Genomic DNA, 15,061 nt, shown 5'->3' with positions numbered 1-15,061 from the left:
TATAATATGTCATCAAACAAGAAATACTGGAAAAGTGTTGAAGAGCTAAACGAAAATAGCTCTATTGTTGAGACGCTTAAACAAAACGAGTTTGTAGCTGAGATTCCTACTGATGAATTTTTAGGAGATAAAGATACATTAGAAGAAAGCTCTACAACGCGTCGCGATTTCTTAAAATATGTTGGGTTTAGTACTGCTGCAGCGTCTTTAGCTGCTTGTGAGGGTCCTGTTAAAAAAGCGATTCCTTATGTAGTACAACCAACAGAGATTATTCCTGGTGTTGCTAACTATTACGCAACTACTATAGCGAATGGTTTTGATTTTGCTAGTGTTTTAGTGAAAACCCGTGAAGGTCGTCCAATTAAAATTCAGAACAATGTGATGGCTGCTACCAATGGTAGTGCTAACGCAAGAGTTAACGCTTCTGTATTAGGATTGTATGATAGTTTGAGAGTTCAAGGTCCTAAAAAGGCTGGAGATTCTATTTCTTGGGATACTTTTGATATTGAAACAACTAAGAAATTAACCGATTTAGCAGCGGCAAACAAGAGCATTGTGTTATTAACACAAACTTTTGCTAGTCCTTCTACTGATAAGTTAATTGCTGAATTTAAAAATAAATATGGTAATGTAAGCCACGTGGTTTACGATGCTATTTCTGAGTCTGCTGCTCTTGATGCTTACCAAGCTAAATATGGTGAGCGCGGATTAGCAAATTACGATTTTTCTAAAGCGATGACAATCGTTTCTATTGGAGCTGATTTCTTAGGAGATTGGCAAGGTGGTGGTTTCGATTCAGGATATTCGAAAAACAAAGTGCCTAACCATGGTAAGATGTCTCGTCATATTCAGTTTGAATCTAATATGTCTCTTACTGGTGCTAATGCTGATAAGCGTGTGCCTTTAACTCCATCAGAACAAAAGATAGCTTTAGCCAAATTATATAGTTATGTTGTTGGAGGTTCTGTTTCTGGAACATTGCCCGCTAAAGTTGATGAAGCTGTTAAAAATGCGGCCTCTCAAATAAAAAGAGCTGGAAGTAAAGCAGTAGTCATTACAGGTATTCAAGATGTAAATGCTCAAACGATTGCTTTAGAGATAAATGAGGCATTGAATAGTAAAGCCTTCGATTCTAATACTCCAATAAAAACAAGACAAGGTAGCGATAAAGCGGTGACTAAGTTAGTTGCAGATATGAAAGCTGGAAGTGTTGGCGCTCTTATTATGAGTGGTGTTAACCCAGTATATAGCTTACCAAATGCTTCAGATTTTTCAGAAGGATTAAAGAAAGTTGATTTGTCTATTACTTTTTCTTTAAAAGAAGATGAGACATCAACTGAAACAGAATATATTGCAGCAGCACCTCATTACTTAGAGTCTTGGGGTGATGTTGAAATCAAAAAAGGTCATTATTCTTTAATGCAACCTACTATTCGCCCATTATTTGATACACGTCAGTTTCAAGATGCTTTATTAAAATGGACAGGTAATGAAGATACTTTTCACGATTATATTAAGAACAACTGGAATTCTAGCGTATTAGGCGGAAATTCATTTAATCAAGCATTACATGATGGTGTGTTTGTTTATGGTTCTTCAATTGGTGGTTTAAATGCTGCTTCAACTAAATCGATTACAACTACAACAACAGAATTAAAAGATAAGAAAAAACGAACGTTAGTTGGTGGTCTTATTCATGGTGCTGCTGTAGGTGTAGGTCTTAAGGATGAGGATAAAGATGAATTTGTTTCTACAACATCTACATCAACTTTAAGTAATAGTCAGGCTACAAATGGATCTGCAGTAGTAGGTGTTGTTAGTGGTGTAGCTGCAGCGAAAGCTTTAGCTTCTTCAGTAAAATCAAGTGGATTAGAATTATCATTATATACCAAAGTAGGTATGGGAGATGGCCAACAAGCTAACAACCCATGGTTACAAGAGTTTCCAGATCCAATTACAAGAACATCTTGGGATAACTACTTAACTGTTTCTAAAGCTGATGCTGAAGCGTTAGGGTTAATGAACAGGCACGTTGCAAACGGTGCGTTAAATGGTAGTTACGCAAATGTTACTGTAAATGGTGTTAGTTTAACGGTACCAGTAATTATTCAACCAGGACAAGCTAAAGGCTCTGTTGGATTATCTTTTGGTTACGGTAAAACAAAAGGATTAAAAGAAGAGATGCAAACAGGTGTAAATGCCTTTGCTTTCTATCATAACTTTAATACAGTACAAGATGTAACTATTGAAGTAGCAGCAGGAGAGCATGAATTTGCTTCTGTACAGTTGCATAATACGTTAATGGGACGTGGAGATATTATTAAAGAAACCTCTTTAGAGATTTTCAATACCAAAGATAAGCAAGAGTGGAACCCTATGGCTATGGTTTCTTTAAATCACGAAGAAACTGCAGTAACGGATCCAAAGGTTGATTTATGGGATGAATTTGATCGTTCTATTGGACACCATTTCAACTTATCTATCGATTTAAATTCTTGTACAGGATGTGGGGCTTGTGTTATTGCTTGTCACGCTGAAAATAATGTGCCAGTAGTTGGTAAATCTGAGGTACGTAGAAGTCGCGATATGCACTGGTTACGTATTGATAGATATTATTCTTCGGAAGAATCTTTCGATGGTGATAATGAGAAAAAAGAGAATACAACAGGATTGGCTATTGCTGGTGCTTTAGGAGAAATGGAGCATGCTTCAGAGAATCCTCAAGTAGCTTTCCAACCAATTATGTGTCAACATTGTAACCACGCACCTTGTGAGACTGTTTGTCCAGTTGCGGCAACATCACACGGTCGTCAAGGTCAAAATCACATGGCTTATAACCGTTGTGTAGGTACAAGATATTGTGCTAACAACTGTCCTTATAAAGTACGTCGTTTTAACTGGTTCTTATATAATGGAAACGATGAGTTCGATTATCATATGAATGATGATTTAGGTCGTATGGTTTTAAACCCAGATGTAACTGTTCGTTCTCGTGGTGTTATGGAAAAATGTTCAATGTGTATGCAAATGACACAAAAAACAATTCTTGATGCTAAACGTGATGGACGTGTTATTAAAGATGGTGAATTCCAAACAGCATGTTCTGCAGCTTGTAGCAGTGGCGCAATGGCATTTGGTGACATCAATGATAAAGAAAGTCAAGTTGCAAAACTTAAAGAAGATAACCGTATGTATCACTTGTTAGAACACGTTGGAACAAAACCTAACGTACAGTATCAAACAAAAGTGAGAAATACAACAGAAGCATAAGTCTAATTAAAGAATCAATTATATAATTATGGCGTCTCATTACGAAGCACCTATTAGAAGACCTTTAGTTACAGGGGAAAAGTCGTACCACGACGTTACTGTGGATGTGGCACGTCCTGTAGAAGGAAAAGCAAATAAGCAATGGTGGATAGTTTTTTCTATAGCATTAGCCGCTTTCCTTTGGGGTATAGGATGTATTATTTATACTATTTCAACAGGTATTGGAACTTGGGGTTTGAATAAAACTGTAGGTTGGGCTTGGGATATTACTAACTTCGTTTGGTGGGTTGGTATTGGTCACGCCGGAACTCTAATTTCAGCGGTGCTTTTATTATTCCGTCAAAAGTGGAGAATGGCTATTAACCGTTCTGCGGAAGCTATGACTATATTTTCGGTGATACAAGCAGGTCTGTTTCCAATAATTCACATGGGTCGTCCTTGGTTAGCTTATTGGGTATTGCCAATTCCAAATCAATTTGGTTCATTATGGGTAAATTTTAACTCACCTTTACTTTGGGATGTATTTGCAATTTCAACATATTTGTCTGTATCATTAGTATTCTGGTGGACGGGTTTATTACCGGATTTCGCGATGCTTAGAGATAGAGCAGTAAAACCTTTTCAAAAGAAAATTTACGCTTTATTAAGTTTCGGTTGGTCTGGTCGTGCAAAAGATTGGCAACGTTTTGAAGAAGTATCTTTGGTACTTGCTGGTTTAGCAACGCCTTTAGTGCTTTCTGTACACACTATTGTATCTTTCGATTTCGCAACATCGGTTATACCAGGATGGCATACTACTATATTTCCTCCATACTTTGTTGCTGGGGCGGTATTCTCGGGATTTGCTATGGTAAATACGCTTCTTATTATTATGAGAAAAGTGTGTAATCTTGAAGATTATATTACAGTACAACACATAGAATTGATGAACATCGTAATTATGATTACAGGTTCTATTGTTGGTGTAGCTTATATTACAGAGTTATTTATCGCTTGGTATTCTGGTGTAGAATACGAACAATATGCATTCTTAAACAGAGCAACCGGTCCTTACTGGTGGGCATATTGGTCAATGATGACTTGTAATGTATTCTCTCCACAGTTTATGTGGTTCAAGAAATTAAGAACGAGCATTATGTTTTCATTCTTTATCTCTATAGTTGTAAATATTGGAATGTGGTTTGAACGTTTTGTAATTATCGTAACATCGTTACATCGTGATTATTTACCATCATCATGGACTATGTTCTCTCCAACATTTGTAGATATTGGAATATTTGTTGGGACAATTGGATTCTTCTTTGTATTATTCCTATTATATGCAAGAACATTCCCAGTAATTGCACAAGCAGAGGTTAAAACTATTTTAAAATCTTCTGGTGAACGTTATAAAAACATCAGAGAACGCGGAGATAGTTTAGTTGGATCAGGATCTGATTCTAGAACATCTAACGGTAAAGTGGCTACGGTTTCGAAAGTTGAAGAAGTTTCTACCGCAGATGATTCAGAAAAAGTAAATAACTTGCTGGGTAGTCTAGGTGCGTTTGATGCATCGTCTCAAAAGGCCGATGACTTAAAAGAAGTGAATGGTATTGGACCTAAAATGGAGGAAGTACTTAACGGTATAGGTATTTATACATTCCTTCAAGTTAGTAAAATGACAAAAACAGAATATGATTTGTTAGACAGTATCACAGGTTCTTTCCCAGGAAGAGCAGAACGTGATGATTGGTCAGGACAAGCTAAAAAATTAATAAACTAAACATAGTCAATGGAAGCTTCAAAAGTTATTCACGCTATTTATACGGATGATGACGTTTTAATGTCGGCTGTTAAAAAGGTTAAGGCAGAACGATTTCATATCGAAGAAATATACACACCATTTCCAGTTCACGGACTAGACAAAGCGATGGGGTTAGCGCCTACACGTATTGCTATTACGGCGTTCATATATGGTCTAATTGGTTTAACCGTTGCAACGGTTATGATGAACTTCATAATGATTGAAGATTGGCCTCAAGATATTGGTGGAAAGCCAAGTTTTAGCTACATAGAAAATATGCCAGCTTTCGTTCCTATTATGTTCGAACTTACTGTTTTCTTTGCAGCGCATTTAATGGTACTAACATTTTACCTAAGAAGTAGAATGTGGCCTTTTAAAAATGCTGAGAATCCTGATCCTAGAACAACGGATGATCATTTCTTAATGGAAATAGCTGTTAATGGAAATGAAAAAGAGTTAGAAAGTTTATTAGCCGAAACAGGAGCAGTAGAAATTAATTTAGTTGATAAAGCACATTAATTTATAGTATGAAAAGCTTAATTAAAATATTAGTAATTGCAGTTGTTTTAGTAGCTGTTTCTTGTAAAAAGGATACAGCGCCTAACTATCAGTTTATGCCTAACATGTATGAGTCTGCTGGTTATGAAACTTATGGTGAAGCAGCTTTTAAAGATGGAGTAGAGGCTCAAATACCTGCTGAAGGTTCTGTAGCAAGAGGTCATGTACCTTTTGATATTGAAAATTCTACTGCTGGATATGAATTAGCAAAGGCAACTTTAATTAGTCCACTTAGTGCTGATGATATTGATAGTGAAAGAGGAAAAGAGTTATACAATATTTACTGTGGAATCTGTCATGGAACTAAAGGTAACGGACAAGGAAACTTAGTAAAGCGTGAGAAGATCTTGGGTATACCGAGTTATGATGATGTTGGTAGAGCTATTACCGCTGGAAGTATTTATCATACTATTTATTATGGTAAAAACGCCATGGGATCGTATGCTAACCAAATAAACGAAGAAGAACGTTGGCAAGTTGTTGCTTATGTTTTAACGTTGAAGGCAGATTTAGAAAAGTAAGATTGATAAGATTATTATAGATATGTACACATTTTCAAATAAATTAAAGACATTCTCTTTCATTCTAATGCTTTTAGGAGCAATAGGAGTTGGTTATGGTTTTTTTACATCTCATTTATCTTTTGACGAGGTTGAAACCTTATTAGCAGAAGAAGCTCATCACGGTGGAGGTCATGAAGAAGAGGCGGCACATGCAGCACCATCTCATGATGCACATGTAAAAGAAAACGCTCACGGTGAATCTGCTCATGCAGAATCTGGAGAACATCATGTAGATGCTCATAAAGAACACATTGAACATGTACAACACCAAATAGCAAACAGACCTTGGTCTGCTTTATATGTTGCTGCATTTTTCTTTATGATGATTGCTTTAGGTGTTTTAGCATTTTATGCTATTCAAATTGCTGCTCAGGCAGGATGGTCGCCAGTATTATTTAGAGTTATGGAAGGTATTACGGCTTACTTGCTTCCTGGAGCATTAATTGTTCTTGCAATTGCAGTCGCTTCTGGTACTATAGGTCACTATAATATCTTTATGTGGATGAATCCTGAGGTTACAAACCCAGAAAGTCATCACTTCGATAAGCTAATTGCTGGGAAATCTAGTTGGTTAAACACAGGATGGTTTGCAGTAAGAGGTTTAATATTTATTGCAGGTTGGAGTGCATATCGTCATTTTTCACGTAAATTCTCTATCGCTCAAGATACTGCTGATGATAAAAGTAACTTTAAAAAATCTTTTCGTATTTCAGCAGCATTTTTAGTATTCTTTATATACACCGAGTCTATTATGTCTTGGGATTGGATTATGAGTGTAGATCCACACTGGTTTTCAACTTTATTCGGGTGGTATGTATTTGCTAGTATGTTTGTAAGTGGAATTACTGTAATTGCATTAGTTACTATCTACTTAAAATCTAAAGGTGTATTAGAATTTGTAAACGAAAATCATTTACATGATGTTGCCAAATTTATGTTCGCTTTCAGTATTTTTTGGACATATTTATGGTTCTCACAATTTATGTTAATCTGGTATTCAAACATTCCAGAAGAGGTAACTTATTTTGTAACACGTTTCCAAGATTATCAATTACCTTTCTTAGGTATGGTGGTTATGAATTTTGTGTTCCCTTTATTACTATTAATGAATGCTGATTATAAGCGTGTACCATGGTTTGTTGTTATGGCTGGATTAGTTATACTATTCGGACATTATATTGATATTTTCAATATGATTATGCCTGCAACCGTTGGAGATAGATGGTTTATAGGAATTCCTGAAATAGCTTCTGTTTTACTTTTCGCAGGACTATTCATATTTGTGGTGTTCACAGCTTTAACAAAAGCGCCATTATTAGTAAAAGGTTATCCTTTTAGAAAAGAAAGTGAAGATTTTCATTATTAATTAAGAAATAAATAAAGACGAACGATACCAATGACTGCTTTATTAACAATTATAGTTTTAGTATTTATTTTAGTTGCCATATGGCAAATGGTTAAAATTTTTGATTTAGCTCAAGCTAAAGGCGAAAATAGTGCCGTTGCTACTGACAAAGACAATGCAATGAATGCATATTTAATGATGGGTTTTTTAGCCTTTATTTATATCATTACAATTGTATGTTTTGTAAAATGGGGCGATTTACCTTTAATGTCGAATGCGGCATCAGAACACGGAGCAACTATTGATAACCTTATGGTTATTTCAATGATTCTTATTTTCGTTGTGCAGACGCTTACTCAGTTTTTACTGCACTATTTCGCTTTTAAATATAAAGGTGAAAAAGGAAGAAAAGCATTATTCTTTGCGGATAATAATAAGTTAGAATTTATTTGGACTATTATTCCGGTAATTGTTTTGGCTGGTTTAATTATTTACGGTTTGAGTACTTGGATTAACATTACAAGTGTTGATGAAAGTGACGACCCTTTAGTAATTGAATTGTACGCACAACAGTTTAACTGGAAAGCTCGATATTCTGGTGAAGACAATACTTTAGGAAAAGCAAATGTGCGTTTAATTGATATTGATAGAGCTAATATTTTAGGTTTAGATGAAGCTGATCCTAATGCTCAGGATGATATTATTACTACTGAATTACATTTACCTGTTGGAAAACCAGTGTTGTTTAAAATGCGTTCTCAAGATGTATTGCACTCTGCTTATATGCCTCACTTTAGAGCACAAATGAATTGTGTTCCTGGGATGATTACTCAGTTTGGTTTTACACCAAGTATTACTACAGCAGATATGCGTCTAACTGAACAAATTCAAGAGAAGGTAGCACATATAAATGAAATAAGAGTTGAAAATAGTAAGGCGTTAATTGCTAAAGGAGACGAAGCTTTAGAACGTTACGAGTTTGACTTTCTACTACTTTGTAATAAAATTTGTGGAAAATCGCACTACAATATGCAAATGAAGATTATTGTAGAAACACAAGAAGAATATGATGCTTGGATTAAAGAGCAAAAACAATTCAAGAACTCTCTAATTAACTAATTAAAAAGATAAATACGATATAAGATTATGTCAGCACACGCAGATACTCACGCTCACGACGACGACCACGGACATCATCATAAAGAAACCTTTGTGACTAAATATATATTTAGTCAAGATCATAAAATGATTGCTAAGCAGTACCTAGTTACGGGTACTATTATGGGAGTTATTGGGGTTTTAATGTCTATGATGATGCGTATGCAAATCGCATGGCCAGAAGAGCCAAATGTTCTTTTTGAGGCATTATTAGGTAAATGGGCACCAGATGGTGTTATGGATGCTGATATTTATTTGGCAATAGTTACAATTCATGGTACTATTATGGTATTCTTTGTATTGACGGCTGGTTTAAGTGGTACGTTTAGTAACTTGTTAATTCCATTGCAAATTGGTGCAAGAGACATGGCATCGGGTTTCTTAAATATGGTTTCATATTGGTTGTTCTTCTTATCAAGTATAATCATGGTATGTTCATTATTTGTTGAAGCAGGCCCTGCAGCAGCAGGTTGGACAATATACCCTCCATTAAGTGCATTACCAATGGCACAAGGTGGTTCTGGTATGGGAATGACACTTTGGTTAGTAGCTATGGCTATTTTTATTGCATCTTCATTATTAGGATCTCTAAACTATGTTGTTACCGTAATTAACTTACGTACAAAAGGAATGTCAATGACAAGATTGCCTTTAACTATTTGGGCATTTTTCATTACAGCTGTAATTGGTATTATTTCTTTTCCAGTTTTATTATCTGCTTGTTTATTATTAATAATGGATAGAAGTTTTGGAACATCATTCTTCTTATCAGATATATTTATTCAAGGTGAAGTACTACACTATCAAGGTGGTTCACCGGTATTATTCGAACACTTGTTTTGGTTTTTAGGTCACCCAGAGGTATATATTGTAATATTGCCTGCAATGGGATTAGTGTCAGAAATTATGGCATCTAACTCGCGTAAACCTATTTTTGGTTACCGTGCGATGATTGCTTCAATTTTAGCTATTGCTTTCCTTTCAACAATTGTATGGGGACATCATATGTTTATCTCAGGAATGAATCCATTCTTAGGTTCGGTGTTTACTTTCACAACCTTATTAATCGCTATTCCATCTGCGGTTAAAGCCTTTAACTGGATAACAACATTATGGAAAGGTAATTTACAGATGAATCCGGCTATGTTATTTTCTATCGGTTTTGTGTCAACATTTATTACTGGTGGTTTAACAGGTATTATTTTAGGAGATAGTGCTTTAGATATTAATGTTCACGATACGTATTTTGTGGTAGCTCACTTTCACTTGGTAATGGGTATATCTGCACTTTATGGTATGTTTGCTGGTATTTATCATTGGTATCCAAAGATGTACGGTCGTATGATGAACAAGAATTTAGGGTATATCCACTTCTGGATTACTGCAGTTTGTGCTTATGGCGTATTTTTTCCAATGCACTTTATAGGAATGGCTGGTTTACCACGTCGTTATTATACAAACTCTAATTTCCCGTTGTTTGATGATTTAGCCAATGTAAATGTGGTTATTACACTTTTCGCTTTAGTTGGTGGTGTGGTTCAAATTATTTATTTATACAACTTCTTTACGAGTATGTACTACGGAAAGAAAGCAGTTCAAAATCCATGGAAAGCAACTACTTTGGAGTGGACAACTCCAGTGGAGCATATTCACGGAAATTGGCCAGGAGAAATTCCTCATGTACACCGTTGGGCTTATGATTACAGTAAACCTGGTCATGATGTAGATTTTGTGCCTCAGAATATTCCTTTAATGGATGGTGAAGAGGAATTACAACACTAAAATTAAGCCTTTAATAAAGGCATCTTTTAAAAGATAAATTAAGATATATAAAAAGGCCTTTCCAATTTGGAGAGGCTTTTTCTTTATATTTGCTATATTGTTCTAATCACATTTAGAACTCTTTCAGTATCTTAAAAATATATACTATTTACAAATGAATGAAAATTTAGATCCTAGCGATGCACATTTTTCCCCTGAAGAATTCGATGTCGAAAAACAATTAAGACCCTTGTCATTTGATGATTTTACAGGGCAGGATCAGGTTTTAGAAAACCTTAAAATATTTGTAGAAGCGGCTAACCTTAGAGGAGAAGCTTTAGATCACACTTTGTTTCATGGACCTCCTGGACTAGGAAAAACGACTTTGGCTAATATTTTGGCAAATGAGTTGAATGTTGGTATCAAAATAACATCTGGTCCTGTTTTAGATAAACCAGGTGATTTAGCTGGATTGTTAACTAATTTGGATGAGCGTGACGTACTGTTCATTGATGAAATACATCGATTAAGTCCTATAGTTGAGGAATATTTATATTCAGCTATGGAAGACTATAAAATTGATATTATGATTGAAACTGGACCAAATGCACGGTCGGTTCAGCTTAACTTAAATCCGTTTACATTGGTTGGTGCTACAACACGATCTGGTTTACTTACGGCACCTATGCGTGCTCGTTTCGGTATTCAAAGTAGGTTACAATATTATAAAACAGATTTGCTCACTACAATTGTTGAAAGAAGTGCAAGTATTTTGGATGTACCTATTTCAATGGAATCTGCTATTGAAATCGCTAGCCGTAGTAGAGGTACACCTAGAATTGCCAATGCATTATTGCGTCGTGTACGTGATTTTGCTCAAATAAAAGGCAATGGAAGTATTGATATAGCTATTGCTAAATATGCTTTAGAAGCTTTGCATGTGGATGCACATGGATTGGATGAAATGGATAATAAAATACTTACTACTATTATTGATAAATTCAAAGGTGGACCTGTTGGGATTTCTACTATTGCAACAGCAGTAAGTGAAAGTACAGAAACCATTGAAGAAGTTTACGAGCCATTTCTTATTCAACAAGGTTTTATTATGCGCACACCTCGTGGTCGAGAAGTTACCGAAGCGGCATATAAACATTTGGATCGTGTAAAGGGACCTACTCAAGGCGGTTTATTTTAAGCTTTATCTTAAATATTTTACGTGAATAAAACGGACTATACAAAACTAATAAAAACCGAAGCCAAACGCCTCGGTTTTTTATCTTGTGGTATTAGTAAAGCTCAGTTTTTAGAGGAAGAAGCACCAAGGTTAGAGAATTATTTAAATAAAAACATGAACGGTGAAATGCGTTACATGGAAAATCATTTCGATAAACGCTTAAACCCAACCTTACTTGTTGAAGATTCAAAAAGTGTAGTTTCGTTATTATTGAATTACTTTCCTTCTGAAGTTCAGCAAAATCTCGATGCTCCTAAATTGAGTAAATACGCATACGGAAATGATTATCATCATATCATAAAAGATAAATTAAAACGCCTTTTACATTTTGTTCAAGATGAAATAGGAGAGGTTAGTGGCCGTGCTTTTGTAGATTCTGCACCAGTTCTAGATAAGGCTTGGGCAGCTAAGTCGGGTTTGGGTTGGATAGGGAAGCATAGTAATTTAATAACGCAGCAAGTTGGCTCGTTCTATTTTATAGCAGAACTTATTATTGATTTAGAGTTGGAGTACGATTCTGCCACTACCGACCATTGTGGTAGCTGCACGGCTTGTATTGATGCTTGCCCTACAGAGGCCATTGTAGATCCTTTTGTTGTAGATGGGAGTAAATGTATTTCATATTTAACCATTGAATTAAAAGAAAATCTTCCTAATTCATTTAAAGGAAAAATGGACGATTGGATGTTTGGTTGTGATGTTTGCCAAGATGTTTGTCCATGGAATAGATTTTCTAAAGCACATAATGAACCGTTATTCAATCCGCATCCAGAATTACTTTCAATGACTAAAAAAGACTGGGAAGAAATTACTGAAGACACCTTTAAAAAAGTGTTTCAAAAATCTGCTGTTAAACGCACTAAATTTACTGGGTTAAAAAGAAACATCAATTTTTTAAAATAGCTTATAAGAAAGATAACCCGTATTATATATCCTTTTTAGACTTTCTAAATTGAAGGGTTTTAATAAGTTGGTGATGGTTGTGTAGTTAACTTTAACAATTTATTGTGGGATTATTTAATCGATATAAAGTAATTTGCTATAATCTTAAATTTAATTATTATGGTTACCCCAGATATACCAGAAAATGAAGCTGAAAGACTTAAAAACCTGGAGTCTTATAATATATTAGATACGCTTCCGGAAATAGATTATGACAATATTACGGCCATTGCTGCCGAAATTTGTGGTACTCCAATTGCTTTAATTAGTCTACTAGATAACAAACGCCAATGGTTTAAATCGCATCATGGAATAGATACTACTGAAACCCCAAAAGAACAGTCTTTTTGTGCTCATGCTATAAATAATACCGATGGAGTTTTTATTGTTCCCGACACTCGAGAAGATTTTCGATTTCATGATAACCCTTTAGTAACGGGAGATTCCAATGCTATTTTTTATGCGGGTGCACAACTTACTAGTAAAAATGGATTGCCATTAGGGACTTTATGCGTTATGGACCATAAACCAAATGTTTTAAATGAAGGACAAATAAAATCATTGTCTGCGCTTTCAAACCAGGTTATGAATTTGTTAGAGCTTCGAAAAAACAAATTTTTATTAGAAAAAACACTTAAGGATTTAGAGGAGAAGAATCATGAATTAGAACGTTTTGCATACATCGCTGCTCACGATTTAAAATCCCCTTTAATCAATATTTCTAGTTTAGCAGAAATATTTATTGAGGATTACAAGCTGAAGATTGACGCAGAAGGCTTAAAACTTTTAGAGTTAATTCTAAGTTCTGCAGATAGTCTTCGTGGTTTAGTTGATGGATTGCTTAATTATAGTAGAAGTGATGGTCTTTTAAAAGAAAAGAAATCTACCATTAATTTACAAGAATTGACTACTGAAATTGCTCAGTTATTTAATTCGGATCATCGTGTAAAAATGGTTTTAAAGTCATCTTTAGAGACTGTGCATGTTAACAAAACAGCTATTCATCATATTCTAATGAATTTAGTGAGTAACGCTATTAAGTATAGCGATAAAGATGATGTGCTTATTGAAATGAATGTGGAAGAAACAGATACACATTATCAGTTTTTTATAAAAGATAATGGGCCAGGTATTGCCCCAAGTAATCAATCTAAAATATTTAAACTATTTGCAAAAGTAGCCGATCAAGATAAATTTGGTCAAGCCGGACATGGTATTGGCTTAGCTACAGTAAAAAAGATAGTTAAAAAACTAGGTGGAAAAATAAGTGTAACTTCGGAATTAGGACAAGGCGCTACATTTAATTTTTCGATAAAGAAATAGGAGTAAGCTTTAATATTTTCTAAAGAAATAATATTTTTTTGAAATGTTCAGGATTTAGTTTCGACTAAAATAGATTAATCAATAAAAGAAAATAATACAATGAGAACATCTTATAAACTTCTAGGTTTATTTTTAGTATTAACTATTGTTGCTTGTAAGCAAACAAATAAAGTAGAAGCCGTTGCTAGTGAAAAGGTTGAGAATGCTGAAGCAAAATATGATATTCCAGCGTCTTGGGTAGAAAAAAGAGTAGAAGCTGCAAATAAAAAACTTAATGCTACAGAAGCAGGTAAAGTGCTTTGGAGCGCTATGGAAGCTCATGGCGGATTAGATAAATGGTTCTCAAACGGGTACCTTTCCTTTCATTTTAATTACCAACCATTAAATGGTAAAGGTGTTAGAGATTCTTATCAAACTATTGATACTTGGAACAATAAAGCAAGACATAATAGCATTCAAGATCCAACATCTATTTATGGTTGGGATGGTAAAGAAGCTTGGTTAAAGGCTAAGGATAGCACTTCATTTGCTTACGATACGCAGTTTTGGGCTTTAACTCCTTTATATTTTTCTGGTCAGCCGTTTGTTTTAGATGGCGAAGGTGTAAATCTTGAATTACTACCAGAACAAGAATTTCAAGGCGCTACTCAAAAAGTTCTAAAAGCAACTTATGATGCTGGTATTGGAGCTGCACCGGATGATTACTATATTTTGTATATAAATGCAGAAACAAACTTGGTAGATGCTTTTAAATATATTGTGTCTTATCCGCAGTATTTTCCAAACGGAGGTCATGCTCCAGAAAAAATTACAGTAACTCAAGGTACTACTACTGTAAATGGTATTGTATTTGCAACTGGGTTTAAAACATACTGGTCTACATCTGATAAAGATGGGTTAGGTGAGTATATCACTAAAATAGATGTTAGCGATATTAGTTTTTCTCCAACTGTAGAAGATAATTTCTTTTCTAAACCAGAAGGAGCAGAAGTGTTGAATAAATAATTCAACAACAAATAGTATTAAAAAGCCTTAGTTGTCACTAATTGATAACTAAGGCTTTTTTGTTTTTAATAATGAACTTAAAAAAAGAATAAATATGAAGAGGAAAATAAAAATCA

11 protein-coding genes are annotated in these 15,061 nt (G+C 34.8%); all 11 read left to right on the top strand.

From position 1 onward, the window contains the following. The first annotated feature begins 6 nt into the window (after positions 1-6). Positions 7-3,270 (top strand): TAT-variant-translocated molybdopterin oxidoreductase, encoded by a 3,264-nt coding sequence (locus tag GQR97_RS04445; RefSeq protein ID WP_158845833.1) that lies wholly within the window; start codon positions 7-9, stop codon positions 3,268-3,270. A 28-nt stretch (positions 3,271-3,298) separates the two neighbouring features. After that, on the top strand, positions 3,299-5,032 hold the full coding sequence (gene nrfD, locus GQR97_RS04440; protein WP_158845831.1) for an NrfD/PsrC family molybdoenzyme membrane anchor subunit: 1,734 nt from the start codon (positions 3,299-3,301) through the stop codon (positions 5,030-5,032). 9 nt (positions 5,033-5,041) lie between these two features. Continuing rightward, the gene (locus tag GQR97_RS04435; protein ID WP_158845829.1) at positions 5,042-5,572 is read left to right on the top strand and encodes a DUF3341 domain-containing protein; all 531 of its coding nucleotides are present in this window, start codon (positions 5,042-5,044) and stop codon (positions 5,570-5,572) included. Between the two features lie 8 nt (positions 5,573-5,580). Next, positions 5,581-6,132, top strand: a complete 552-nt coding sequence (locus tag GQR97_RS04430) for a c-type cytochrome (RefSeq protein WP_158845827.1) — start codon at positions 5,581-5,583, stop codon at positions 6,130-6,132. A gap of 22 nt (positions 6,133-6,154) precedes the next feature. After that, complete coding sequence (locus tag GQR97_RS04425; RefSeq protein ID WP_158845825.1) at positions 6,155-7,540, top strand: quinol:cytochrome C oxidoreductase; 1,386 nt, start codon at positions 6,155-6,157, stop codon at positions 7,538-7,540. Between the two features lie 30 nt (positions 7,541-7,570). Further along, positions 7,571-8,638, top strand: a complete 1,068-nt coding sequence (locus tag GQR97_RS04420; protein WP_158845823.1) for a cytochrome c oxidase subunit II — start codon at positions 7,571-7,573, stop codon at positions 8,636-8,638. A 27-nt stretch (positions 8,639-8,665) separates the two neighbouring features. After that, on the top strand, positions 8,666-10,459 hold the full coding sequence (locus tag GQR97_RS04415; RefSeq protein WP_158845821.1) for a cbb3-type cytochrome c oxidase subunit I: 1,794 nt from the start codon (positions 8,666-8,668) through the stop codon (positions 10,457-10,459). A gap of 154 nt (positions 10,460-10,613) precedes the next feature. Then, positions 10,614-11,636, top strand: coding sequence for a Holliday junction branch migration DNA helicase RuvB (gene ruvB / locus GQR97_RS04410; protein ID WP_158845818.1), 1,023 nt, complete (start codon positions 10,614-10,616; stop codon positions 11,634-11,636). Between the two features lie 21 nt (positions 11,637-11,657). Next, the gene (gene queG / locus GQR97_RS04405) at positions 11,658-12,578 is read left to right on the top strand and encodes a tRNA epoxyqueuosine(34) reductase QueG (RefSeq protein ID WP_158845816.1); all 921 of its coding nucleotides are present in this window, start codon (positions 11,658-11,660) and stop codon (positions 12,576-12,578) included. Positions 12,579-12,737: 159 nt separating this feature from the next. Further along, entirely contained in the window at positions 12,738-13,940 is a 1,203-nt protein-coding gene (locus GQR97_RS04400; protein WP_158845813.1) for a sensor histidine kinase, read from the top strand. A gap of 99 nt (positions 13,941-14,039) precedes the next feature. Next, positions 14,040-14,945 carry a hypothetical protein gene (locus GQR97_RS04395; protein ID WP_158845811.1) on the top strand — a complete coding sequence of 302 codons (906 nt, stop codon included), beginning with the start codon at positions 14,040-14,042 and terminating at the stop codon, positions 14,943-14,945. The last annotated feature ends 116 nt before the right edge of the window (positions 14,946-15,061 follow it).

The sequence above is a fragment of the Algibacter sp. L1A34 genome (assembly GCF_009796805.1).
In the GTDB taxonomy this organism is placed as follows: domain Bacteria; phylum Bacteroidota; class Bacteroidia; order Flavobacteriales; family Flavobacteriaceae; genus Algibacter.
The sequence above is the reverse complement of the archived record's forward strand: the minus strand, read 5'-3'. Positions and strand labels throughout refer to the sequence as shown.